At 39.6% G+C, this 26,350-nt stretch carries 20 protein-coding genes and 2 tRNA genes; 17 read left to right on the top strand and 5 right to left on the bottom strand.

Annotated elements, in window-relative coordinates; genetic code table 11:
• Positions 1–209: 209 nt before the first annotated feature.
• On the bottom strand, positions 210–1,415 hold the full coding sequence (locus HMPREF0373_RS04690) for a replication initiation protein (protein ID WP_044962954.1): 1,206 nt from the start codon (positions 1,413–1,415) through the stop codon (positions 210–212).
• A gap of 1,315 nt (positions 1,416–2,730) precedes the next feature.
• Between HMPREF0373_RS04690 and HMPREF0373_RS04685 the strand changes: the two genes are divergently transcribed.
• The 3 genes from HMPREF0373_RS04685 to HMPREF0373_RS04675 all read left to right on the top strand — a co-directional run bounded on the left by HMPREF0373_RS04685 (position 2,731) and on the right by HMPREF0373_RS04675 (position 4,896).
• Positions 2,731–2,958, top strand: coding sequence for a hypothetical protein (locus HMPREF0373_RS04685; RefSeq protein WP_021738469.1), 228 nt, complete (start codon positions 2,731–2,733; stop codon positions 2,956–2,958).
• A 656-nt stretch (positions 2,959–3,614) separates the two neighbouring features.
• Positions 3,615–4,520: a precorrin-6B methylase 2 gene (locus tag HMPREF0373_RS04680; RefSeq protein WP_022036622.1), complete on the top strand. Its 906-nt coding sequence runs from the start codon at positions 3,615–3,617 to the stop codon at positions 4,518–4,520.
• 1 nt (position 4,521) lies between these two features.
• Positions 4,522–4,896: a DUF3783 domain-containing protein gene (locus HMPREF0373_RS04675; RefSeq protein WP_021738467.1), complete on the top strand. Its 375-nt coding sequence runs from the start codon at positions 4,522–4,524 to the stop codon at positions 4,894–4,896.
• Between the two features lie 178 nt (positions 4,897–5,074).
• Here the strand turns inward: HMPREF0373_RS04675 and pta are convergent, their stop codons facing one another.
• Both pta and HMPREF0373_RS04665 read right to left on the bottom strand, forming a co-directional pair.
• A complete protein-coding gene (gene pta, locus HMPREF0373_RS04670) occupies positions 5,075–6,049 on the bottom strand; it encodes a phosphate acetyltransferase (RefSeq protein ID WP_021738466.1) in 975 nt (324 codons plus the stop codon).
• A 197-nt stretch (positions 6,050–6,246) separates the two neighbouring features.
• Positions 6,247–6,912 (bottom strand): DUF1638 domain-containing protein, encoded by a 666-nt coding sequence (locus HMPREF0373_RS04665; RefSeq protein WP_021738465.1) that lies wholly within the window; start codon positions 6,910–6,912, stop codon positions 6,247–6,249.
• Positions 6,913–7,049: 137 nt separating this feature from the next.
• On the opposite strand from HMPREF0373_RS04665, the gene HMPREF0373_RS04660 reads away from it, so the two are divergent.
• Positions 7,050–7,122: transfer RNA gene (locus tag HMPREF0373_RS04660), tRNA-Lys, on the top strand.
• Between the two features lie 444 nt (positions 7,123–7,566).
• Positions 7,567–8,736: a cation diffusion facilitator family transporter gene (locus tag HMPREF0373_RS04655; protein ID WP_021738464.1), complete on the top strand. Its 1,170-nt coding sequence runs from the start codon at positions 7,567–7,569 to the stop codon at positions 8,734–8,736.
• Here the strand turns inward: HMPREF0373_RS04655 and HMPREF0373_RS04650 are convergent.
• A complete protein-coding gene (locus HMPREF0373_RS04650) occupies positions 8,727–9,794 on the bottom strand; it encodes an AraC family transcriptional regulator (protein WP_021738463.1) in 1,068 nt (355 codons plus the stop codon). The two genes, HMPREF0373_RS04655 and HMPREF0373_RS04650, sit on opposite strands and share 10 nt — an antisense overlap.
• Positions 9,795–9,976: 182 nt before the next feature.
• Here HMPREF0373_RS04650 and HMPREF0373_RS04645 point away from each other — a divergent pair, with 182 nt between their 5' ends.
• Together HMPREF0373_RS04645 and HMPREF0373_RS04640 are read left to right on the top strand one after the other, a co-directional pair.
• Entirely contained in the window at positions 9,977–11,335 is a 1,359-nt protein-coding gene (locus tag HMPREF0373_RS04645; RefSeq protein ID WP_021738461.1) for an MFS transporter, read from the top strand.
• Between the two features lie 16 nt (positions 11,336–11,351).
• Complete coding sequence (locus HMPREF0373_RS04640) at positions 11,352–12,233, top strand: glycoside hydrolase family 43 protein (protein WP_044962952.1); 882 nt, start codon at positions 11,352–11,354, stop codon at positions 12,231–12,233.
• 36 nt (positions 12,234–12,269) lie between these two features.
• Here HMPREF0373_RS04640 and HMPREF0373_RS04635 read toward each other — a convergent pair whose 3' ends face one another.
• On the bottom strand, positions 12,270–13,085 hold the full coding sequence (locus HMPREF0373_RS04635) for a MerR family transcriptional regulator (protein ID WP_021738459.1): 816 nt from the start codon (positions 13,083–13,085) through the stop codon (positions 12,270–12,272).
• A 290-nt stretch (positions 13,086–13,375) separates the two neighbouring features.
• Here HMPREF0373_RS04635 and HMPREF0373_RS04630 point away from each other — a divergent pair, with 290 nt between their 5' ends.
• The 10 genes from HMPREF0373_RS04630 (at position 13,376) to HMPREF0373_RS04580 (ending at position 26,183) form a co-directional block, all read left to right on the top strand.
• A complete protein-coding gene (locus tag HMPREF0373_RS04630; RefSeq protein ID WP_021738458.1) occupies positions 13,376–14,716 on the top strand; it encodes an MATE family efflux transporter in 1,341 nt (446 codons plus the stop codon).
• Between the two features lie 47 nt (positions 14,717–14,763).
• Positions 14,764–15,984, top strand: a complete 1,221-nt coding sequence (gene arcA, locus HMPREF0373_RS04625; protein WP_021738457.1) for an arginine deiminase — start codon at positions 14,764–14,766, stop codon at positions 15,982–15,984.
• A gap of 134 nt (positions 15,985–16,118) precedes the next feature.
• A complete protein-coding gene (locus HMPREF0373_RS04620; RefSeq protein WP_021738456.1) occupies positions 16,119–16,964 on the top strand; it encodes a fumarate hydratase in 846 nt (281 codons plus the stop codon).
• A 17-nt stretch (positions 16,965–16,981) separates the two neighbouring features.
• Positions 16,982–17,536, top strand: a complete 555-nt coding sequence (locus HMPREF0373_RS04615) for a Fe-S-containing hydro-lyase (RefSeq protein WP_021738455.1) — start codon at positions 16,982–16,984, stop codon at positions 17,534–17,536.
• Between the two features lie 212 nt (positions 17,537–17,748).
• Positions 17,749–19,080: an ATP-binding protein gene (locus HMPREF0373_RS04610; RefSeq protein WP_044962950.1), complete on the top strand. Its 1,332-nt coding sequence runs from the start codon at positions 17,749–17,751 to the stop codon at positions 19,078–19,080.
• Positions 19,081–19,289: 209 nt separating this feature from the next.
• On the top strand, positions 19,290–20,777 hold the full coding sequence (locus HMPREF0373_RS04605; RefSeq protein ID WP_021738453.1) for an efflux RND transporter periplasmic adaptor subunit: 1,488 nt from the start codon (positions 19,290–19,292) through the stop codon (positions 20,775–20,777).
• An 18-nt stretch (positions 20,778–20,795) separates the two neighbouring features.
• Positions 20,796–21,578 (top strand): ABC transporter ATP-binding protein, encoded by a 783-nt coding sequence (locus tag HMPREF0373_RS04600; RefSeq protein WP_021738452.1) that lies wholly within the window; start codon positions 20,796–20,798, stop codon positions 21,576–21,578.
• The gene (locus HMPREF0373_RS04595; RefSeq protein ID WP_021738451.1) at positions 21,572–22,897 is read left to right on the top strand and encodes an ABC transporter permease; all 1,326 of its coding nucleotides are present in this window, start codon (positions 21,572–21,574) and stop codon (positions 22,895–22,897) included. Before HMPREF0373_RS04600 ends, HMPREF0373_RS04595 begins: the two co-directional genes overlap by 7 nt.
• A gap of 98 nt (positions 22,898–22,995) precedes the next feature.
• Positions 22,996–25,818 (top strand): SF1B family DNA helicase RecD2, encoded by a 2,823-nt coding sequence (gene recD2, locus HMPREF0373_RS04585; protein WP_021738450.1) that lies wholly within the window; start codon positions 22,996–22,998, stop codon positions 25,816–25,818.
• Positions 25,819–26,095: 277 nt separating this feature from the next.
• Positions 26,096–26,183: transfer RNA gene (locus HMPREF0373_RS04580), tRNA-Ser, on the top strand.
• Positions 26,184–26,350 lie beyond the last annotated feature (167 nt).

Here is a 26,350-nt window from a genome sequence, read left to right as displayed (position 1 = left end):
CATTTATGGGACTACTTGCAGACATTTACTGGCTGCTTTTTAAGTCAAACGACGTGAGACTTGGTGCATGGCTCTGGTCAGCGTAAGCTGACATATTCATCTCAGAATCACTGCACATCTACACTTTGTTTCGGTCGGCAAAAAACCGGCAAATTGTCCAGTTGACAACCTGCCGGTTTCTAAATCTCATATACTTATCTCTTTATCGACTATTCGCTTTCTTTTTCCATGTTCGCAAAATGTTCCAGTCTCATCTGCTCCATATATTCATCAAATTCCACCGTTTCCTCCGGTGCCTGACCTTTTACCTTATGGATTGGGTTATCTTCATACCCGTTTTGAATCGCAGAAGTCATCCATCCGATCAGATTACGGATATTTTCCTGCTTGCAGGCCAGTTCATATGCATATTCAATCTTGTTTATATCATAATTGGCAACTTTCAGCAGCGCTTTCGCCTGGGAAATCTTGATTTTTTCATCAATGATATCCATGACTTTATCAATCAGATCATCCAGTTCCACATCATCCGGTGTCGGAACTTCTTCCTCGACCGTCGGCTCTACATTCATATCTTTTTTAGTTACTTCAAAGTCAATACCATAGATTTTACCGCCACGGCCGCTTCGCATCAGATCATATTTTACGGAAATATCAGACTTTTCATTGATCTCATTTACCGCAACATCCAGTACACGACGCTTGAAATCGCACCATTTATCAAAGGATTTCAACTTTTCATGCACCAGTTCATTTACAATATAATCATAATCAATCTCTTTTTTCTCCAACTCACGCTGAATATCACGATTGATCTTTCCTTTGTCATCCTTGATCTGAACTGTACCGAGATGAAGTTTGATTTCAGAAACTCCATATTTTATATGGAAAACATTACCGGTTTCCTTATCATATTTTGAATGATAGGCGCGCGAAGAAAGCAGCTCGTACAGACGGTATGACCACCCGGAACGAAATGATAACATCATCGGAATATTCAACATTGTAAAATTAGCTTTCAGATCATAGATATAATCTTTGATCTCCGGTTCAAACTTAATCTCCATAGTACCGGAACCGGATTCATAACTTACCACACCTACCAGACTCATACACTTGAAACTGCCGTCCGCAGATTCAATAAACATAGTACGTCCCGCCAGAGAAGTAGCCACATCCTTCAAATATGTACCCATTGCATTCCCTGTTACATGCAATACTTCTTTAATTTCTTTTGTCCGGAGTGTTGCTACCGGACGTCCCTGATCACTGAGCCGTACTTTTGTCAAGGCCAGTGCAAGCACTTTATTTTCCAAAAGCGATGCCCGGTATACAGAAGAAATAAGGAAATTACTTTTCTTCAATATATCAGGAAACATCGTCTTTTCCGATTTTGCAATTTCGTTCTTTGTCATTGGTGTTTCTCGTCCCTTTATAAACATGAAAAATTATATCCTTAATTATGCCTTTAAATCCTCAATTTGTCAATGAAAAAACTGTCAGACTTTTTCTGAAAAGTTATCAACACCCATAAATGTCCGCTATAACAATATAAATCATCCTATATTTGTCCGTTATTTGGGATACTTATCCTATAAATGTCCGCTATAACTTGTATGTCCTCCTATATTTGTCCACTAAATAGCAGATTTGCTCCCCATAAATGTCCGTTTCTTTATTTTTTCTATCCCACATTTGTCCGTTAAAAACAATCGGTTCCTATAAATGTCCGTTAAAACATCTGTTCGATACCATATTTGTCGTATTGTTCTCAAAAATGGGCCTATAAATGTCCGTTAAAAAAGGGGTCATCCTACAAATGTCCGTTAATTCATCCACTCATATCCTAAATTTGTCCGTTAAAAAAGTATTTTCTGGAACTTACGGCACAATATCTGGGGATTTCCTTTTTTCACTGCATCCCAAAAATGTCCGTTAAAACGTCTGTTTGCCTCATTTATGCCGTTTCTTTCAGAAAACTATCCTAAATTTGTCCGTTAGTTAACCAAATATCCGCAAATTCATCCCACATTTGTCCGTTAGTTAATAAAAAAGACTCCTATAAATAGCCGTTTCTTTATACAATAGCCTCCCACATTTGTCCGTTTCTTTCGGATTCTAAATTGTAAAACAATTCATTTTTCCTCAATTCTGCCGTAAGTTTCATGAAATAGTCCCATAAATGTCCGTAATTTCGTTAAAATGCATGAAAATTTAGCTCTTTTTTCTTTTTAACGGACAGATATAGGACCCAAATATGCCTTTTTCTTTGCCTAAATATGCCTTTTTCTTCGCCCAGAGCCGGCTTTTTCTTTGATTTTCCGGCCATCCCACATTTGTCCGTTTCTTTACCCATGTATTATCGCAACTTTTCCTACCCCTCACCGTTAATTGTCCTATAAATGTCCGTACTTTATTTTCATAACCCCAGTAAAATCAACACTTTTCGACCTTTTTCATGCCTGTAATATAAAAGAATAGAAGATTGTTGTTTACAAATAAATAAAAAGAATAGAATATTATCAACAACGGCGTTGTTCCCTGTCGATAACCTCCATTTATTTTGATCCACAATGCCGATTTTTTCTTTTCTTCTTAGAACAACAAGAAAAAAAACTTCAATACTTAACTTAAATTTTTTTTCTGATATACTGGAACAGGTTGTTGTTGATAAGTACAGCAACAATTTATAACGAAAAAAATACATAATTATCAACAGAAGGTGAAAATATGGAAAAAGGGATTGAAATCGTAGCAAGATATCATTGTCCAAAGGAGTATTTTGTAGAAGTTACAACAGAAAAATCTGTTCTGGCAGGAAGAGATTACTGGTTATGTAAAAAAAACAGTCCACGAAAAGTATTTATGTTCAGCGGAAAATTCAAAAATGAAGATCAGGAAGTACATCAGATTATCGATCAGCTGAAAAGCAGTGTAAAGAAATACGAACAACTGTAATATCCGGAAGTTGTATATTTGGAGGGAAGTTTGTCGGAACACCGGCGGTATCATAAGAAATACTTATTATAAAAAGATGAGAAAAACAGCAGCGAATTCTGTACATTGGATTCGCTGCTGTTTTTTATACATTAAATGTATAATTATTCATTTTAAGAATTATTTACTGAATGTAAAAACCGGATCCTTTCTGGGTCCGGTCTTATGGGGAGAGTGAGTTATGAAAAATTTATCTATATAAAGGAAATAGTTTTTTGTCGCCTCTGAATGTGCCAGTGTTGGTTAACTGACTACCCTCAGAAGCTTTTTATAAGTATCAAGTCTTACATCTGTTTCACTTGATTTATTTGATACTGTTATATTACTTGGAAATTGTGTTCATTTTGTGGCGTAAATATGAAGAAAATGGAAAGTATCTCTTAACAAATTATAATCATATAAATTTATGTGAATGCTCTTTGTTATCTAAATAGATTTGGGTGTAAATTGCAACAATTGGATCTGCATTTCCATAATGCGTGTGAAGTGTAACAATAGGATTTGTGTTTCCTAAATGTATGATAAGGATTTATTGACGTGTGTTTTTGATAATGATAAACTGGAAATATCAGAATGCAGGCGGCATTCCTGCACGAAAGTATGGGAGGTATTTCATTATGGAACAGCAGATTTTTACCAACGAGAGCATTTTATCCTGGTTACAGTATTTTGCAAAAAATACAGCCATTGATCTGGAAAAAGTAAAGATGCTCGATATCACCCGAAAAAATAAGAACCTGATTCCAACGGTAGAATCACATAGAGCCGTGCTCGTATTTACAGAAGCTGGTATTGCAGATATTTTTTACCGGATGTGGAATGCGGGACTTGGCGATTGTGAAGTCTGGTACAACGAAGGATCTGAGCCGGCAGGCGAGATCAAACATGATAAAGTAAGCAATATGATCAATCGTGGCATCAATGCTTCCGCAGGTATGTTGATTGTCAACGAGCATGCATGCAATACTTACAAGATTGGTATGGACAACCATAATTTCAAACGTGGTTCCATTCATTATGTAGGAAGTGAGATCCGTTCCGTTATTTTAAATAAGATGCATGTAGGTCATCAGGACGATATCTGTATCATCAGCGGCGAGAGTATTGCCATTGAGGCGGCACTGATCGCCACAGAGGGCACTGTCATTGCCGTGGAGTATAATAAGGACGACCGTGCGACTATGGAAGAGAATATCGATCATTTCGGTTTGCACAACATTCAGGTTATCGATCATGTGGACGAGGAGACCATGAAGGACTGTCCGGTTCCGTCACTGGTATTTATGGTGGCATCAGCCAGCATGGAGCAGGAAATCGCATATCTGACAAAATTAAATCCAAAGATCAATATTGTGATCTATACCCTTGATTTTTGTGTGGCTGCATCTATTTCCGCCATGTTTGAAAAATATGGCATCAAAGATACCGAAGTTATCCAGGTATCCGTATCCAGATTGAACAGCAAAAATTCCTTTGAACAGCAGCCGGCTCCATGGATCATTTCCGGAAAGGCAGACTGTTAAGATGGCAAAAGTATTATTGTTTCAATGTGAAAATGAGCGGGAGATCCGCCAGATTCTGACTCCGATGAAGATTCAGGCGGTGTCCGTTCCGAAGACGAAGTTTCATATGACGTTAAAAGAACTTGAACGGGAGGATGATGAGGAAGGCTATTTTGGAGGAGCTTATCCGGAAGGCAGCATGATCGTGATGTGTGACTTCACAGAGAAGCAGCTGGATCGGCTTCTGATGGATTTTCGTAATCGCAACGTAAAAATAGACTATAAAATGGTTATGACGGCTACAAACGCCTCCTGGGACGTTTTACACGTATATTTTGAAGCTCAGCGGGAGAAGATGATGTACGAGATGGCGCAGCGGGACAGAAAGCGTTTTTAGCATCTTTCTTGGTGGCTGAAAATTTTGGCTTGTGAATGCATCAGCCATCAATCTTACTTTTTCAGTTAACAATCATAAAAGAAAAGAAGAAATTTTCCTCTGCAAGCACTTATTAGCTGCGGAGGTAAATTTCTTCTTTTCTTTATCATAACTTATCGTTTAAAAACATTTTTTAAAATTAGCTTAATGCTGCAGTGATGATAGCCATGGAGTATACTTCCAGTGCGTTGCATCCTCTGGACAGATCGTTGATCGGTGCATTCAGACCAAGAAGGATCGGGCCGTAAGCATCGAATCCACCAAGACGCTGAGCAATTTTGTAACCGATGTTACCGGCGTTGATGTCCGGGAAGATAAATGTATTAGCATGTCCTGCTACTTTTGAATCCGGGCATTTTGTCTGTGCAACACGCGGAGATACAGCAGCATCGAACTGAAGCTCACCATCGATAGCCAGATCCGGATTAGCAGCTTTTGCTTTTGCACAAGCGTTACGCATTTTGTCAACATCCTCACCTTTACCGGATCCGAGTGTTGAGTAGCTTAAGAATGCAACTTTCGGATCAATACCAAAAATCTTAGCACAATCAGCTGTCTCAAGAGCAATCTCTACCAGATCATCTTCTGTCGGTTTGATATTGATCGCGCAGTCACCCATTGCCAGTACTTCGTTGTCGCCTGTAGCAGCCGGACGAACGAGGATGAAGCAGGATGATACGATCTTGTTACCCGGTTTTGTTTTGATCAGCTGAAGAGCCGGACGAACGGTATCAGCTGTAGAATAAGTAGCACCACCAAGTAAGCAGTCAGCAACGCCCATTTTTACGAGCATTGTACCGAAGTAGTTACCGTGAGATAATGCTTCGCGGCACTGATCCTCTGTCATTTTACCTTTACGAAGTTCAACCATCTGTGCAACCATCTCATCCATGCGGTCATAGTTTTTCGGATCGATGATTTCTGCACCGTTGATATTGTAGCCTGCTTCTTCAGCAGCAGCTCTGACTGCTTCTACATTACCAACTAAGATTGGTTTTAAGAATGTACCTGCAAGCAGACGGGAAGAAGCTTCCAGAATACGTGCGTCAGTTCCCTCGGTAAAAACGATTGTACGAGGATTCTCTTTTAATTTCTGTATTAATTTGTTGAACATTGGTTTTGTTTACCTCCATTAATAATTTGATATACTCGTCAGTTCTATTGTAAACGTTTTGCCCTAAAATGCAAGGAAAATGCCTATTGTTTTGTATAAAAAAACGATAAAATCTTTTCAGTTCTACCAGCAAAGTAAATGTATTAAAAAAAAAGGCTGTTTTTATGCTGAAAAAGATACATCGCATTTTTATTAGATTAGCATTCAAAAAGCATCTGATGTATTTTTTCACCGGGTGCAAGCGTCAGAATATTGGAATCTTGTGTCCCTGTAATCAGATGTTCCAGTGTTGTGATATTTCCGGGAACGGTTTTCCGGTCAAAGCCCAGAAATGTGGCAGCCGTATCAGCATACTGTTCCACGGGGGGCAGGTCATAGCATCCTGTATCAAGGACTGTAAGAGTATGATAGCCGTTGTAGAGAGTCTGCAGGATAAAATTACGGGTCTCTTCATCATATGTCTCAGAGAGCATTTTATATTGTTGTAAAATTCCTTCGTGATCCAGAGTCCAGCCCCGGGTCAGATAGAGGGCATCTTTCTGTGTTTGTTTTCTTTCTGTCCTTGGCTGACGACAGGCAAGCATATTGATACAATCGTCAAATTTTGGCAGACGCAGCATTGTGTTCGGACTGACAAGCCCTGCAGTACCGTTGCCGCACAGACCAAAGGTAAGCAGAATCTCATCCTGGTTTTGCAGCTGGTTAATATGTTCCTGCAGCAGCTGGTTCAGATTTTCCGGTCTGTTGTGAAGGCCACGGTCAATCCATATGACTGGAAGCGTAAGGTGTGTTTTTTCTAAAATGTGGTTTACTTCGTCTTCCAGCATGGCGCAGGAGATGAGTGTGCGTTTTTGGTTTTTCATAAGAAGAACGGCTCCTTTGGTTAGCGTTAATGATGGTATCGTATCATAAAAAACACATAAAATGAATATTTTTTATCAGAAAAAGCTTGCATTTTATTTTTATATCCGTTATAATAGCACTTGCGTTAAAGACGTATGCGCCTTTAGCTCAGTTGGTAGAGCAGTAGACTCTTAATCTATTTGTCCAGGGTTCGAATCCCTGAAGGCGCATTATATGAGGTCATCCAAACGGATGACCTTTTTAAATAGGATGACAGGGATTCGGTCTCCGTTCCACTTCGGTCGGTTCAAATCCGAAATCCCCCGGATTTCGTGAACCCCTACGGGTTCGGTCTTCGCTTCGCTCCGGTCGGTCCAAACCCGAGATCCCCCGGATCTCGTGGACCCCTGAAGGCGCATTATACAAGGTCATCCAAGCGGATGACCTTTTTAAATAGGATGACAGGGATTCGGTCTCCGTAAAAAATATATAAGGCATCTCAGAGCAAATTCTGAGGTGCTTTTCTTAGTATACAGGGAGTTAGAACTGCGTATCTTTTGTAAGAAATGTAAAAAAAAGGTAGGGCAGGTATAACTGAGAAATATGTCAGCTTACGCTGATCAGAATCATTTCAACTGGAAGTGAGTAGTTTGTAAAGAAAGAGAGTGTGAAATATGACAGAGCTATTGATAAAGCTATTTGTAAAAAATAGTAAAGATACGAAGGATGTAAAAGTCCGGTTGGCTTATGGTAATCTGGCTGGAATCGTTGGCATTTTGTGCAACGTATTGTTGTTTGTTGGAAAATATCTGATTGGAACGATATTTGGTTCTATCGCGATCGCAGCAGATGCGATAAACAATTTAAGTGATGCATCAAGCAACATTGTCAGTCTGATTGGATTTAAATTAGGTTCAAAAAAAGCAGATGAGGAGCATCCTTTTGGTCATGCGCGGTATGAGTACCTGGCAGGTCTGGTAGTCTGCGTTATCATCGTTGCCATTGGCCTGTCTCTGGCAAAAGAAAGTATTTTAAAAGTCATTCATCCATCTGAGGTGGATTGCAATGCACTGATGATTGTTGTAATGCTGATTTCCATTGCTGTGAAATTATGGATGAGTATTTTTAACAAGAAAATCGGTATGAAAATTGAATCCGATACATTGATCGCAACAGCGGCGGACAGCAGAAATGATGTGATTTCCACGTCAGCAGTTGTAATTGCAACCATTTTATGTAAAGTGACAGGATGGAATATTATTGATGGTATCGCCGGTATCGGTGTGGCAGTATTTATTCTGTACAGCGGTATTGGACTGATCAAAGAAACCTTAAGTCCTTTGCTTGGAAAAGTGCCGGCAGCAGAATTTGTCAATCATATTACAGAGAAAATCCAGTCTTATCCGGGTGTGATCGGTGTACATGATCTGATGATCCACGATTATGGTCCGGGAAATTTGTTTGCCACGGTACATGTGGAATTTCCGGCGGAAACACCTGTCATTGAGGCGCATGAAATTATGGATGAGATTGAGCGTGATTTTCAGAAACAGGAGCATATGATCCTGACCATCCACTACGACCCTATTGTGGAGGAAAGTGAGGAAGTGGCAAAAATCCGAGCTTTTGTCAGTCAGGCGGCCAAAGAGTTTGATGAGAGACTTTCGATCCATGAAGTACGTCTGGTTCCGGGAAATTTGTCCAGTAATGTAATTTTTGATTGTGTAAAACCAGCTGGATTCAAAGCCAGCGACAGCGAGATTACATCCTACTTGCAGAAGCGGGTGACTGAATGGAATCCGTGCTATCGCTGTGTGATCAAAATAGAGCAGAGTTATGTCTGAAAAATTCGTTTCCGGAAAGATTCCGGTGAGAATGTAAATGTTTCCAGAAATACTTTGTTAAAATAGTAGGTGCTGGAATATCCGAGCATGGATGCGATGCCATTAATTGGAATATCTTTGTTTTTCAGCAATTGAATGGCTTTATTCATGCGGATTTCCGTCAGAAGTTCAGAAAAGCCTTTCCCGGTATTTTTTTTGAAAATACGGATAATCTGACGTTCACTGTAATTGAAAGCAAGAGCAAGTTTTGACAGCGTAACTGTCTGGTAATGCATTTGCATATAATTCAGCAGGGAACGGAAATTTTCATCAGAATTATTGATATATGAAGTGGAAAAAACAGCTTCATCTTCATGGGAACGCATAAGAATCAGAATAAATTCCATGACAAGCAGTTCAATCATTTTATCGCAGTATTTTAGATTATTTTCCCATTCTTCATAGACCTTTAAGACCAATTCTTTTAATGCAGAGTCATTCTGACAGTGCCAGATAATATAGCCGTTAGAATCTCCGTAAATCACATTGGAAAACAGTGTGGATAAATAATTATTGTTATTCAGTAAATGAAAGAAAACAGTATCAAATGTTGTGACACGTAGAATGAAATCAACAATGATGCTGTTTTTATTTTGTGTCTGAAATGTGTGCTGAAGGTTTGGAGGACATAAAATAATATCCCCATCCTGAAGTGGGGTGGATTTCTCCGCATCAATCAGCAGGCTGTGATTACTTTTCAGAACATAATTGATCTCAATAAACTGATGGGAATGCATCAGCAGTGGCATATATCTCAGATTTTTCAAAATACAGACATTTTGATTTTCCGGGATAAAAAAATCTTCAGAAAGATGTCCGGATGAACCGGTGAGAAAAAAAGTCTGATCCGGGAGCTGCTTGTGCCATTCCGCTTCCAGCAAATGCAGCAGATATATATAATTCTGCTCATTTGCTAAGGGATTAATGATTTTGGTCTGATAAACCGGAAATTTTTTCAAAAAATTTTTTAAAAAATGCTCAGTGTTATTAAGTGGAAGCAAATTGTTCTCTGATATCATAATAACTGTCTCCTTTTGCAACAGCTACTTTCGGAATTTTTCTAAATGAGTCATTCCAATCGTATAAGAATGAATATGTGAATGAGTTTTTTTTGTCATTTCTTTTGAAATAAATGTCATAAAATTTGTGACATTATAGATTATAATCTCATCATCAAAAGAAAACAAGCAGGAGGTTTGTTATGAAAAGAGAAAAATTAAAGTTGTCAACGATTTTGTCTTATGCATTGGCAACCGGAAGTGGATATCAGATTATGGGTTCTTTAGTTGGGGCGTATCTGATGATCTTCCTGACAGATACGTTTGGAGTACCGGCAGGAGCTGTTGGTGTGATTACTGTAGTTGCTTCTATATGGGATGCAATTAATGATCCGATGATGGGAACAATTGCCGACAGAACAAAGAGCCGTTGGGGAAAGTACAGACCGTATTTTCTGTTTATTCCAGCGATTTTGACGGTTGTTGTTGTGTTATTGTTTGCAAGCCCAAATATTGGAACACATGGAAAAATTATATGGACAGCTGTCTTTTATATTTTGTACGGAATGCTCAGAACTGCTATTGAAATTCCAAGTGGTGCACTGATCAATGCTGTTACAGATGAACCATCAGAGAGAAGCAAAATGATCAACGCCTATACAATGGTTATGGGAATTTGCACAACCATTGCAACTTCTTTTGGTCTGGCGCTGGTTTCTTTGTTTGGCGGAGATAATACAGCAAAGGGATACATGATCGTTGTAGGTCTGGCTGGTGTTATCATGACAATTACATGCTGGATGTGCTTTGCAACAACAAAAGAGACTTGTGTACAACATAATGAACAGAAGCCACTGCTGGAAGAAATTAAAAATTTATTTCATGTAAAAGGTCTGTTAAGTGTGATTGCTGTCTGGCTGGCAGCTTATACCGCATATAATATAATGATGTCATCTTCTGTGTATTACATCATGTACTGTTTATGCAGACCGGATCTGATCTCCGTGTACATGTTGGATGTTTCACTGGTTGGACTTCTTGGAATTGTTATCATTGTTCCACTGTTTATGAGATTATTCCACAAGACACAAAAAGCATTTGCAATTTCTCAGGTTGCGGTAATTATATGTGATATTTTAATCGTAATTTTCCATGGAAACATGGCAGTATTATTTATCTGCTCTGGCGTTGCATCTATGTTTGCAACGGCATCCATGCCGTTCAGTGCAATGATGATGACAGAAATGACAGATCTGGTATTAATTGATTCTGGAAGAGTTGTAAATGGAACGATGGCAGCTTTGAAAGGATTTTCCAATAAAGCAGGTATTGCTATTTCCAGCGCAATTGTAAGTTTTACACTTGCAGCAACAGGATATATTGCAAATGCCATCGGACAGGAGCCACAGGCGGTTATTACAGGAATCACGGTTGCAAGATTTGTGGTTCCGGTTATTTGTGGAATTGTAATTATTTTAGCATTAGTGAAATATCCGATCACGGATGAAATCAGACAGAAAGTAAGAGCTGTATATGAAAAACAGCATACAGAAAATAAGTAGTATTAAGAGGAATAAAATGAAGTTAACAGATATTAATATAAGAGATCCATATATATTACGTAGTGGAGATTGGTATTATATGTACGGAACCAGAGCAGAGACCTGTTGGGGAGTGGCAGAAGGATTTGACTGTTTTAAAAGTAAAGATTTGGAGAACTGGGAAGGACCGTTTGAAATTTTTCACAGACCGGAAGGTTTTTGGGCAGATCGTTGTTTCTGGGCTCCGGAATGTTATGAAATTAATGGAAAGTATTATCTGGTTGCCACATTTGGTAGTGAAAAACATAAAGGCATTCAGATTTTACAGTCAGATACACCGGATGGAACATTTCAGATTATGACAGAAACACCTCTGACACCGGACGATTGGAATTGTATTGATGGGATGCTTTATCAGGAAAAGGAAAAAATCTATTTGATATTTTCCCATTCTTTTGAGGATGTTCCGGCTGGTGATATGTGTATGGTTGAGCTGGAAGAAAATCTCAGTTGTATAAAAGGTAAAATTATCACATTATTTTCTGCAAAAGATGCGGATTGGGCTGTTCCAATACCTTTTGCAAAAGCAGAATTTGGAATGGATGGTGATGTATATTTTACAGATGGTCCGGCAGTGTATCGTCAACAGAATGGAAAATTGCTGATTCTCTGGTCCAGTTGGGGCGAAAAAGGTTATACCGTTGGTCAGGCAGTTTCTGATTCCGGAAAAATAGAAGGCCCATGGAGACATTTGGAGCAGATTGTTTTTGGTCCAGATGGTGGGCATGGGATGTTTTTCCACACAAAAGAAGGTGCGTTAAAATACCTTCTGCATTATCCAAATCAACCGGGAGATGAGCACCCTCTTTTACTGGAACTGGCAGAAACTGAGTTGGGATTAAAAGCAACTTTAAGTTAGTGCGGTCAATTTACCTTTTTAGAATTTGCATATATATTACTCAATAATTTCTACTTCAACTTTCGCCACAAATTCATTTTCATTTTTTGTGATAAAATTATTTACCACGTCGTATTCAATGTAAAGATCACTGGTCTTAAGCTGATGCTGTTTTTTATAATTCAGCATTCGTTCATAAGTCTCACCGATTGTATTCCAATGACCGACATGATAGGCTGTCAGATATTTTCCAGCGGGAAGTATCTGGCAGTTTTTTATTGCAGGCTTCTGTCCCATGAGCAGAGCAACATTATCATAGGCATCGTAAATACCATGTTCCACATTTTTTCCGTACTGAAAATAAGCAATATCATAATCCAGATAAGGATTGGTCTTTTGTAACAATGAAATCAGCTTATTGAGATTTTTGGAAAAAGACTGATTAGAATTTGGCTCTGCCTCTCTGTAAAGATAGTAACAGTCCGGATAAGTCGTGATTTCAATTTTTGAAAAATCGGTCTGTTCCGCAATCTGAATCTTGTTTCTCTGTTGCTGCATCCATTTTTTCATGGATTGTAGTTTCTTAATCTGCTTTGCAATCTGTGCTTCATGTTCCAGAAATATCTGCTGAAAAAGTTCTGGGGTTCGCTGTGAAACGTATGTTTGAATTTCCTTTAATGGCATGTCGAGATCACGCAAAACCAGAATTGTGTTTAAAATATCAATCTGATCGATGGAATAAAACCGATAACCCTTTTCGTTAATATATTTCGGTTGAAACAGACCTATGTCATCATAATGAAAAAGTGTATGCTTTGTAATACCCATGAGCTGGGTCAGTTCGCCGGTGGTCAGATAATCTTTGCGTTCCATATACTTTAACTTCTCCTGTCTTGTAATTGCAATCTATAGGCATCCTGTGATTCCTATGCATTATGTGATTTGAGTAGATTATAATTTGATAATGATGTAAAAAATCTCCTGCAGACATGTTGTAAAAATCTGCTTGACTATAGGGTTACCCTATAGTATATGCTGTCAGAAGTCAAGATATAAAAGGTGAAAAAGCACATTTGTCACGTTGTATCATATGGGGAAAATGTGCAGATAACGGATAGAAGTATTATAAAAAAGTATGTAAGTTTGAGAAAGCAGGTGTTTTTATGAGTATGTCTTTGAATCAGGAGTTTACTCCTTTAAAATTATTGCGATTTGCGGCGCCTTCCATCATTATGATGATATTTATGTCAATGTATACGATCATTGATGGAATGTTTGTATCCCGGTTTGTGGGAAGTAATGCATTGTCCGCCACCAATATCGTATATCCGGTTATAAATATTATGATCGCAATTGCAACGATGATGGCGACTGGAGGAAATGCGATCATCAGTAAATATCTTGGTGAAGGAAAAAAGGAAAAAGCCAAAGAAAGACTTACCATGTTTGTCGTTATTACATTAATTGTCAGTGGGATAATTATGCTGGTTACGCTGAGCTTTTTGAATCGGATTTGTTATATGCTTGGTGCTACGGATGAATTGCTGATGTATTGCAGAAATTATCTGATGATTCTTGTGATTTTTACCCCTGCCTGCATGCTGCAGTCGTTGTTTCAAAGTTATCTGGTAACGGCGGAACGCCCGACACTTGGATTGATTTTGATTATTTTAGCAGGAGTTTTAAATGCTGTGCTGGATTATGTATTGATCGTGCATTGCCATCTGGGAATCCGTGGTGCCGCTCTTGCAACCGGAATCGGGCAGTCGGTACCGGCGATTGCGGGCCTGATTTTCTTTTTCGCAAATAAAAAGGGGCTTTGCTTTACAAGATTTCAGGTAAATGTCAGAGATTTTTTGCATGCATGTTATAATGGGTCTTCCGAAATGGTATCTCAGCTGGCAGCAGCTATTATTACATTTTTATTTAATTCAGTTATGATGCGGCTGGCCGGTGCAAATGGTGTGGCTGCCATCACGATCATTTTGTATGGAGAATTTTTATTTAATTCTTTTCATCTCGGATTCGCTGTTGGAATTGCTCCGATTGTCGGTTTTCAGTATGGTGCACAAAATAAAGCTCAGCTGAAACGGATATATAAGACAACTTTTATTTTTGTAGTGGTATCATCTGTTGTGATCACTGTGGTCGCTGCACTTCTGGCAAAACCAATCGTTTCGATATTTACAAAAGATCCGGGAACATGGGAACTGGCCTCTGTAGGATTTCAGATTTTTGCAATAAATTTCCTGTTCAGTGGAGTTAACATTGCGTCTTCTGGATTTTTTACTGCGCTGTCCAACGGAAAAGTATCTGCACTGATTTCTTTTTGCAGAACATTGCTTTTTACCGTTATATTTTTACTCGTGTTGCCGCGAATATGGGGACTGAACGGAGCGTGGGTTGCGATTCCTTCCTCAGAACTGTGTACCTTGGTGCTGTCAGTCTGTATACACGTGAAATATTTTATAAAAAAGAGTGAAAAAAATTATATTTTAGGCTAAAATGAAATGGATGTTATAAATGAAGGGGATAAGGAGGACGCCGTAAAATGGCAATCCATGTAAAAAGCGAAATTGGAAAATTGAAAAAAGTAATGCTTCACAGACCGGGGCAGGAACTGGAGCATCTGGTTCCGGAAGATCTGGAACGGCTTTTATTTGATGATATTCCTTATTTGAAAACTGCAAAAATCGAGCATGATATGTTTGCGGAGATTATGCAGGGACAGGGGGTGGAAGTCGTATACCTGGAGGATCTGACGGCAGAGGTGCTGAAAAATCCTGAGAAAAAGGAGCAGTTTGTTCAGGAGTTTATTGCAGAGGGTGGTGCTTCTGCAACAAAAGTGAGGGAGCAGTTATACGAATATCTGATGAATATTGCAGACGAAAAGGAACTTGTGTTAAAGACGATGTCAGGAATCCGGGCTTCTGAGTTAAATGTAAAAATGAGTTGTCCGCTGGTAAGTCTGGTGAAAAAAGAGAGTCAGTTTTTGCTGGATCCGATTCCGAATCTGTATTTTACGAGAGATCCATTTGCATGTATCGGAAACGGTGTCAGTCTGAACCACATGTATTCCCGGACCAGAAGAAGAGAGACACTTTACGGAAAATATATTTTAAAATATCATCCGGATTTTGCCGGAAAAGTACCGTTTTACTATGACAGAACGATGGATTTTGCCATTGAAGGCGGAGATATTTTGAATCTGAGCAATAAAGTCATTGCTATCGGAATTTCCCAGCGTACAACGCCGGAAGCGATTGAAATTCTGGCACAGAATATATTTGCAGATGAGACATCAGAAATTGAAACGATTATAGCACTGGATATTCCGTCTGTCCGTGCTTTCATGCATCTGGATACGGTATGTACGCAGGTAGATCATGACAAATTCACGATTCATCCGGGCATCATGCAGACACTTCGTATTTTTGAAATTAAACCGGGAGATCAGAAGGGGCAGTTAAAAGTGACAGAGTCCGATGCGATGCTTTCTGATATCCTTGCAAAATATCTGGAACTGGATAAAGTGACACTGATCAAATGTGGTGGCAAAGACAGAATTGCTTCCGAGCGTGAACAGTGGAACGATGGTTCTAATACTCTTTGCATTGAGCCTGGAAAAGTTGTCGTATATGACCGAAATTATGTGACAAATGATATTTTGCGTCAGCATGGTATCGAGGTACTGGAAATGGCAAGTTCGGAGCTATCCAGAGGTCGTGGTGGCCCACGCTGTATGAGTATGCCGCTGGAGAGGAAAGTGTAATTATAAGTCTACTTTCTAAATAATATAAAGAGAAAACCATTCACATTTCTTTTTGTTTGAGCTATGATAATAAATAGCACAAAGAAAGCATAAGAAGTGTCAATGGTTTTCTTTTGATTTATGAGGAGTAAGAAATGATCAGAGAAATTAATGTAAAAGAATTAACTGACAACATCAGCGAGATGTGTATACAGGCAAATCACTATCTGTCGCCGGATATGGATGTATGTATGAAGCAGGCTGTCGAGACAGAAAAATCAGAGCTTGGCAAAAAAATTCTGAACCAGCTTCAGGAAAATCTGGAAATTGCGGACAAAGAGATGATTCCAATCTGTCAGGATACGGGAATGGCAGTTATTTTTATGGAAATCGGACAGGATGTACATTTTGTGGGCGGCGATTTTGAGGAAGCGGTCAATGAAGGAGTACGTCGTGGTTATGTGGATGGATATCTGAGAAAATCCGTGGTAAAAGATCCGCTGATCCGTGAAAATACAAAAGATAATACACCGGCAATTCTGCATACAAAAATTGTTCCGGGTGATAAAGTGAAAATCACCGTTGCACCAAAAGGATTTGGCAGTGAAAATATGAGCCGTATTTTTATGCTGAAACCGGCAGATGGTATCGAAGGTGTGAAAAATGCAATTCTGACAGCAGTCAAAGATGCAGGACCGAATGCCTGTCCGCCAATGGTTGTGGGCGTTGGTATCGGTGGAACTTTTGAAAAATGTGCGCTGCTTGCAAAACAGGCTCTGACCAGACCGGTGAATGAACATTCCGATATTCCATATGTCAAAGAAATGGAAGAAGAAATGCTGACGAAGATCAATCATCTTGGCATCGGACCGGGTGGACTTGGCGGTACAACCACAGCGCTGGCAGTCAATATAAATACCTATCCGACACATATCGCAGGACTTCCTGTGGCAATCAATATCTGCTGTCATGTCAACAGACATGCGGTAAGAGAACTGTAGGACAGGAGGAAATTATCATGGATAAACATATACATACACCAATTACAGAAGAAATTACCGCTGACTTAAAAGCAGGCGATTATGTTTATATCACAGGTACACTTTACGTGGCCAGAGATGCTGCTCACAAACGCATGATGGAAGTACTGGATGAAGGAAAAGAACTTCCAATTAATATCAAAGACTGCACGATTTATTATATGGGACCGTCTCCGGCCAGAGAAGGACGACCGATCGGTTCTGCCGGTCCGACGACCGCAAGCCGTATGGACAAATACGCTCCGCGTCTGCTGGATCTTGGTGAAAAAGCCATGATCGGAAAAGGAAAACGTACCAAAGAAGTTATTGATGCAGTCATCCGAAACAAAGCAGTTTACTTTGCAGCTATCGGCGGAGCAGGCGCATTGCTTTCAAAATGCATCAAAAAATCTGAGATTGTCTGCTATGAGGACCTCGGTGCAGAGGCAATCCGTAAGATTGAAGTAGAAGATTTTCCGGTTATCGTAGTCGTAGACTCTGAAGGAAACAATCTGTATGAAACTGCAATCAAAGAATTTGCGGTAGAAGATTAATCGTTATAATTTTTATTTAGAAGATGATGAAATAAAGGAATCACACATAGCTTTGATAAGTACCTAATAGTGGTAGAAAATATCAAAGTATGTGTGATTTTTTGATAGATAATGAAAAAAGTGAAAAAATAAAACATTTTATACTGAAAAACGTGATATAATATAAAAAATAATATAAAAAAACGTGAAAAAGAAAATAAGGAGGTATGGAAATGTATTTAAAGAGAAAAATAGATGATTATTTGCTGGAATGGAAAAAAAACATGGACAGACTGCCTTTAATTATAAAAGGGGCAAGACAGATTGGAAAAACAGAGTCTATTAATCAATTTGCAATGGATAATTATAAGAATGTTGTAAATATTAATTTTGCATTGGAGCCTAAATATAAGACAATACTGAGCGACGGATACAGTGTTGAGGATATTATCAAAAATATTTCTCTAATAGATCCATCAAAGAAATTTATTGAAGGGGATACTTTGATTATTTTTGATGAATTACAGGAATATCCAGATGTTGCAACTGCGTTGAAATCTTTTAAAATAGATGGGAGATTTGATGTTATATGCAGTGGTTCTTTATTAGGGATAAATTACAAAAGAATCCATAGTAACAGTGTGGGATACAAAACAGATTATGAAATGTATTCTATGGATTTTGAAGAATTTTTATGGGCAAAAGGATATTCGGAAGCACATATTAAAGATATGTTGAAGCACATGAAGACAGGTATTCCATTTTCAGAAACAGAAATGTCTGTATATAAAAAATTGTTTTTGGAGTACTGTGTGCTGGGAGGAATGCCGGCAGTTGTAAATTTGTATATAGAGACAAATACGTTTTCAGGTACTTTAGAACTACAGAAGCAGATACAATTAGATTATGAAGAAGATATCCGAAAATATGCGGAGGGACTGGATCAGACAAAAATTGTAAGTGTTTATCGAAATGTTCCGGTACAGCTCGCAAAGGAAAATAAAAAGTTCCAGTTGAGTAAAATAGATAAAAAAGCAAGAAGCCGGGAATATATGGGATGTATTACATGGCTTGTGGATGCTGGAGTAATAACAACATGCTATTGTCTTTCATATCCGGAACTTCCATTGAAAGGAAATTACGATGATTCAAAATTCAAGCTGTATTATCCGGATACAGGTCTTTTGATTGCGTCATTAGATGAAGAAGCGCAGGAAGATTTACGTGCAAATAAAAATCTTGGTGTTTATAAAGGAGCTTTATATGAGAATTTTGTGGCAGAGGCGTTTGTAAAGCAGGGATTAGGATTATATTATTATAGAAAAGATAACGGAACGTTAGAAGAAGATTTTTTTGTCAGGACAAAAGATGCATTGGTGCCAGTAGAAGTAAAAGCAAATAACAATCGTTCCAAATCTTTACGTCAGTTAATATCTAGTGATTCATATGGGGATATTTATTGGGGAATAAAATTGGCGGATAGTAATATAGGAATTGAGGATAAAATTTGTACATTTCCGTATTTCTGTTCTTTTTTGATAAAACGTTATTTGAACGCAGAATAAGCAAAGCGACTGCGTTCATGAGCAAGTAGCGAAAGCGGATTGCGAATGTCCGCTTTACGGAAAATGATGTTAACCTCATAAAAAATTAAGAAATTCATACATTTTTTTTACTGTTTTGTTTTATAAAATAGCTATACTTCAGATCAGAATAAAAGTTATTCATACAGTATCCGATCTGTCACTAAAAATAAAACACAGGAGGATTGAAGGTGAAAAAGAAATTCAAACACAAAAAACTGGTGATTGTGCTGGTTATCATTGTAGCAGCAATCATTGTGCTGGTTGGCGTAGCCAAACGAAAGTTAAACAGTGTAGCAGAGGCGACCAAGATTGTACAGTTGGAAAAAGTAGATAAAAGAGACCTGTCCGATTTTATATCTCTGACAGGAACGGTAAGTGGAGAGACGAAGATCAATTATTCTTCTACAGCTGCGACTGAGATCAAAACTGTAAATGTTCAGGTTGGAGATGTTGTAAAAGAAGGCGATGTGATCGCGACTCTGGATAAAGATTCTATTCAGAAACAGATTGATGTGCTAGAGAAATCCCTGTCAAATGCAGCTGCATTAAAACAGAATGAAACGAATCAGAATCAGCGTACCCTTGAGCGTGCCAAAGAAGATCAGAAAAATCAATTGGCACAGGCAAATGACAGTATCAACAGTGCAGAAGCTGCATATACAGCAGCACAAAACACTATAAATTCATTAAATAACCAGATTAAATCTGTATCAGATCAGGTAAATGCGGCATCTGATGAAGATATAAAAGCAGCACTTCAGGAAAAACTTTCCGACCTTCAGGATCAGCTTTCCAGTGCAAAAAGTGATCTTACATCTGCAGACAGTGCCCGCAAAGAAGCAAAAAACAATTATACGAGCGTGAAATCCTCCACCGATGATGCGATTTATTCTGCCCAGAACAGCATTGAATCTGCAAAATATAACCAGACGGATGACAGTGATACACAGACACAGCTGGATCAGTTGAGAAAACAACTGGATGATTGTACGATCACAAGTAAAAGTGCAGGTATTGTTACTGCAGTTAATGTTTCTGTCGGTGATGTAAATACCGCAAATGCTACGTTAGTAACCGTAGAAAATAATACTGATATGATCGTGAATGCAAGTGTAACAGAAAAAGATATTCTGAAACTGCAGGAAGGTATGAAAGCAATCATTACTTCTGATGCGTTGGATGATCAGGAAATCAATGGCGAAATCATCAAAGTAGTAAAAGTATATAATGCTTCCCAGCCGACAACGGAACAAACCGGGAAGGAGACTTCCGGAGCCGCCAATACAGGTGGATTTTCGGTACAGATCAAATTAGATCCGTGTGATCTGATCAGTGGCATGAGTGCAAAGGCAAAAATTGTCCTGACAGATCGTGAAAATGTGCTGTCTGTACCGTATGATCTGGTGCAGCAGGATGAGGATGGCAAAAGTTATGTCCTCTGTGCAGAAGAAAATAAAGATGGTACTTATACAGCTGTAAAGAAAAATATTACAGTTGGTGATGAGATTAATTATTATACAGAAGTGACCGGTGGCGATCTGAAAGCAGGAGATTACATTATCATGGATTACGCTATATCCGAAGGAGATACTTTCCAGGGAGAAAGAGGAAGTGATGTAAGTGAAACGGAAGATGGCGGTTCTACAAGTGTAAGTTCTGAAGTAACTGCGGATTAATCATGGAGGTTTTTATACATGTCAAATGAAATTATGATCCGCATGGAACAGATCGTGAAGACATATTACATTGGTCAGCCAAATGAATTGGAGATTTTACACGGAATCAATCTTGATGTCAAACGGGGCGAATTTGTTTCTATTGTAGGAGAATCCGGTTCCGGAAAAAGTACGCTGATGAATATTATGGGTATTCTGGATCGCCAGACTTCCGGTAATTATTTCCTGGAAGGCGAGGATGTCAACAGCATGGATGACACCGTCCGAAGTGTCATGCGGAATGAAAAAATTGGCTTTGTGTTTCAGAACTTTAATCTGATTCCGAGAGCAAATGCCTTAAAAAATGTAACTTTGCCTTTGATGTACAGTGAGCACCGTCCGAAAAATGCAAAAGAAATCGGTATGCAGATGTTGGAACTGGTGGGAATGGCAGATCGTGCCACACACCGTCCAAATGAGTTGTCCGGCGGACAGAAGCAGAGAATTGCGATTGCCCGGGCGATGATTAATGATCCTTCCATTATCCTTGCAGATGAGCCGACCGGTGCACTGGATTCCCAGACCGGTCATATGATCATGGATATTTTTCACAAGCTTCATGAAGAACAGGGAAAAACAGTCGTACTGATCACTCATTCAAAGGAATTGGCTGCAGAGACCGAGCGAATTGTCACATTAAATGATGGTATGATCGTATCTGATAGCAGAAAAACAGAAAAAGGCTGTGATTTGTCAGGTTATCACAAGATGAATGATGGATGCAATAAGCCAGAAATCGGAGAGGGGGGAACGCTATGCTGATAGAGAATATCAAAGAAGCCTTTCAGAACCTTCTTTCCAATAAAATGCGTTCCCTGCTGACTATGCTTGGAATCATCATCGGTATTTCTGCGGTTATCACGATCACGACCATTGGAACATCTATCAAATCAACGTTGAATGCTACATTAAACTCCCTTGGTGGAAACAGTATCAGCGCCAGTGTGGATGCTATTTATCCGGAGGATGATGCGGACTGGTCAAACTGGGAATATCCGAAGATGACAGCAGATGATTATATTACGCAGGATATGCTGGATGAATTACAGGAAACATACCCGGACGAAATCGCAGGTTTTGGTATTTCAGCTTATCTTGGCAGCGGTCAGATTTACAAAAACAGTGATAAATATGCGAATGTGGACGCAACAGGAACGACAAAAGAAGAACTGGAGCACATGAAAATTAAGATTCTTCGTGGACGTAATCTGACAAAGCAGGATATGAAAAAGGAGAAACGTGTATGCGTTGTATCCGATACGATGGCATCCTATTATTTCGGCAGTGAAGATCCTATCGGACAGCAGATTATTTACAGTGGAAGTGATGGTTATTCTTATGAATTTACAGTGGTAGGTGTGTATGAATATAATGCTGCTATTTTTGGTAAACAAGATACGACGATTCCGGAAAAAGACCGCAGTACTACCATGTATATTCCCGCCACAACTGCAAATAAATTAAATCATAGTGAAACGACCAATGGATATACGTATATAAGTGTCCTTTTAAAAACAGGTGCGGATCAAAAACAGGCAGAAACAGATATTCAGAGCTTTTTTGCAGACAAATATGCGAAAAATGAAAAATGGCAGGTCACAACATACAATATGTCTTCGGATATGGGCATTATTAATACAGTCATTAATGTAGTAACTGTGGCAATTTCTTTTATTGCAGCAATTTCCCTGATCGTTGGTGGCGTTGGTGTCATGAATATCATGCTGGTGTCTATCACTGAAAGAACAAAGGAAATCGGTATCCGAAAAGCGCTGGGTGCTAAAAATAAGGCCATCAAGCAGCAATTTCTGATCGAATCTGTGGTACTTTGCCTCGTTGGTGGAATCATTGGAATTTTGATTGGAATCCTGTTTGGATTTATCCTCGGAAAAGTGGCGATGCTTGTCATCAACAGCTACTACAGCGATTATGCAGGTTATATTATCATGAATGTACATCCGTCTGTATTAGCAATTATCCTTTCCGTATGCTTCTCAATGCTGATCGGTGTGTTCTTCGGATCTTATCCGGCGAAAAAAGCAGCAAAGATGGAAGTAATTGATGCACTGAGATATGAGTAAATTTTGTTACTCCAGACTGAGATAAACTATTGATGATTGTACTTTAAAATGGGATATGATAAGATACGAAAAAGAATGAATAGAAAGTAGTGATACTCATGTCCACACAGAAAGGAACTCTGATCAACAAATACACACCAAACTATGTCATCTTTGACCTTGAGACGACTGGAATCTCTCCGAACTATGATGAAGTGATTGAGATTTCGGCGCTGAAGGTTAAAGGTGGCGAAGTAGTGGATGAATTTAATACGCTGGTGAACCCGGGCCGCAAGATTCCATTTGGAGCGACGAAAGTGAATGGAATCACAAATGCGATGGTTGCGGAGGCACCGGCGTTTTCGCATGTTCTGGCAGAGTTTCTGGATTTTGCGGAAGGTCTTGTTCTGGTGGGACATAATATTGCACGGTTTGACATGAAGTTCATCTGGCGTGACGCCGAGCAGTATTTTGGCGAAATTCCGCAGAACAATTATGTGGATACGCTGCAGGTGGCGCGAAAACATTTGCCGAAGATGGAGCATCATCGTTTGGTGGATCTGGCGGAGCATTATGGTATTTCATCGGAAGGTGCGCATCGAGCACTGAATGACTGTTACATGAACCAAAAAGTGTATGAGTGCATGGTGGCTGAGATGCGTGAGGCACATCAGAAGCGTGTGGAGGAAGTCAGAAAAAAGGCATCGGAAGACGTAGAGGTTCAGCAGCGACCTCAGCATTTTACAGTAAAAATCCGGGGTGTGGTGGAACGCATTACTTATCAAAATCCGGAAAATGGCTACACGGTCCTCAAATGTGCCGTAAAAAGTTACAAAGAACTTGTGACAGTCATCGGAAGTCTGCTGGATGTGAATGTTGGTTCTGTATTGCTGATTTATGGAAATTGGAAAGTGGACAGTCGTTACGGCAGACAGTTTGCTGCAGAGAGCTGGGAAGAAACGCTTCCGGCGACGGTATTTGGTATTGAAAAATATCTTGGTTCCGGTCTGATCAAGGGCGTTGGTCCGAAATATGCGAAAAAGATCGTAGCACAGTTTGGCATAGAAACGCTGGAAGTGATTGAGACGGATATTTCCCGGCTGCAGGAAGTGGACGGCATCGGTAAAAAACGAATCCAGATGATCCGGGACAGCTGGGAACGGCAGAAAGAGATCAAGAATGTTATGCTTTTTTTGCAGGATCATGGCGTCAGTACCTCTTTTGCAGCCAAAATTTACCGTCAGTACGGAAATGAAAGTCTGGATAAAATGAAAGAAAATCCGTTCCAGATGGCAGATGATATCTGGGGGATTGGATTTAAGACAGCAGATGGAATTGCACAGAAGCTTGGTTTTGCGAAGGAGGCTTATGTCCGGTTGCGCAGTGGTATTATGTATACACTCAGTAATCTGGCAGATGAGGGACATGTGTTTGCATATCAGGAGCAGTTGATCGCGAAGGCAGCAGAATTACTGGAAGCGGAAGAATCCAGTATCGTAATGACTTTGGATCAGATGATCGCGGACAAAGATCTGATCTGTGAAACGGTAGACTATAAAACAGATCAGGCAGAAATGAAAGCTATATATCTGCCGGCATTTTATTATGCGGAAGCAGGTGTGGCAGGCAAATTAAAACGTCTGGCACAGGCGCCGGCAGCAGACCGGCTCTGGCATGCACTGATGGATGCACGGCAGAAGACTGGAAACGAAAGCCTGTCCATTGATGTCGGTAAAATTCAGGAAAAAGTACACATGGAATATGATGAGATTCAGGCAGATGCCATTCGAAAAGCAGCCGTTTCCAAAGTCATGGTATTGACGGGAGGACCTGGAACCGGAAAAACCACGACAACGCAGGGAATTATCGCTGCTTACCGTTCGTTTGGATTAAAAATCCTGCTGGCAGCACCTACAGGTCGTGCCGCCAAGCGTATGACAGAAGCAACCGGATTAGAGGCAAAGACAATCCACCGTTTGTTGGAGTGCAAACCGCCGGAAGGATATCAGAAAAATGAGGACAATCCCCTGGATGGAGATGTACTGATCATTGATGAATGTTCTATGATTGACATGATACTGATGAATGCGTTGCTCAAAGCAATTCCGGAGGGGATGCGCCTGATACTGGTGGGAGATATCGATCAGCTCCCATCTGTGGGAGCGGGAAATGTATTGCGTGACATTATTGATTCCGGCGTGTTTCCGGTGGTTCGCCTGACCCGGATTTTTAGACAGGCACAGAGCAGCAGGATCATCATGAATGCGCATGCCATCAATGAAGGAAAATTTCCGGATATTTCCAATGGCAAAAATACGGATTTCTTCTATATAGAAAAAGAAGATCCGGAGGAAGCGGTGCAGGAAATTGTCCGGCTGGTAAAAAACAACCTTCCGCGTTATTACAAAACGCCCTGGAATCATATTCAGGTGCTGACACCGATGCAGAAAGGAATTGTGGGAGCAGCGAATTTGAATCTTGCACTTCAGGAAGCTTTGAATCCACAGGGCGACGGTTTGCGTCGGGGAGGATATCTGTTTCGCACTGGGGATAAAGTCATGCAGATCCGAAATAATTATGAGAAAGAAATTTTTAACGGAGATATTGGAACAGTAGAGTCTGTAGATCTGCAGGAACGGACGCTGAAAGTAAACTTTGACCAGCATATCATAGAATATGAAGCATCGGAGCTGGATGAATTGGTGCATGCCTATGCGACAACGATACATAAAGCGCAGGGCTCCGAATATCCGATCGTGGTCATGCCTGTTCTGATGAATCACTATGTAATGTTGCAGCGCAATCTGATCTATACAGGAATTACCCGTGCAAAAAAGGTTCTGGTTATCGTAGGAACCAGAAAGGCATTGTCTTATGCGGTCAGAAATGTGACAGTTACAAAGAGAAATACTTTTTTAAAAGAGCGCTTGTCTCAGGCATAGGGAAAGCAGACATTCGCAATCCGCTTTTGCTACTTGCTCATGAACGCAGCCGATTTGCGACCTTTCAGTAGAATCACGCACCAAGTCTCACGTGCGTTCGACTTGAAATATTGACATTTGGAAATAGTTTCTTTCTATGAATTTCTATAAATGCAGAGCCTTTAAAAATAACTGATTTTACAAGTGATGAAAAAGTTGTAAAAAGCTATTGACAAACGGAACAAAGTTTTGTATAGTAGATAAAGCGTTACGGCGCATCAATTTTATAAAAAAATATGGAGAAATACTCAAGAGGCTGAAGAGGCGCCCCTGCTAAGGGTGTAGGTCGTTCGCGCGGCGCGAGGGTTCAAATCCCTCTTTCTCCGTTATTTTTTTGCCTTAAAATGAGGGTGAAAAATAAAATTGAAAAAAGTTGTTGACAAGCGCATGGGCTTGTGATAATATATACAAGCTGTCGCGTGAGTGACACGATAAAAACAAATAACTTTTAAGTAAAGTTGAAAAAGTTGTTGACAAGCACTTAAACATCTGA

It is taken from the genome of Eubacterium ramulus ATCC 29099 (assembly GCF_000469345.1).
Taxonomy (GTDB): Bacteria; Bacillota; Clostridia; order Lachnospirales; family Lachnospiraceae; genus Eubacterium_I; species Eubacterium_I ramulus.
This window is presented reverse-complemented; position numbering and strand designations above follow the sequence as displayed.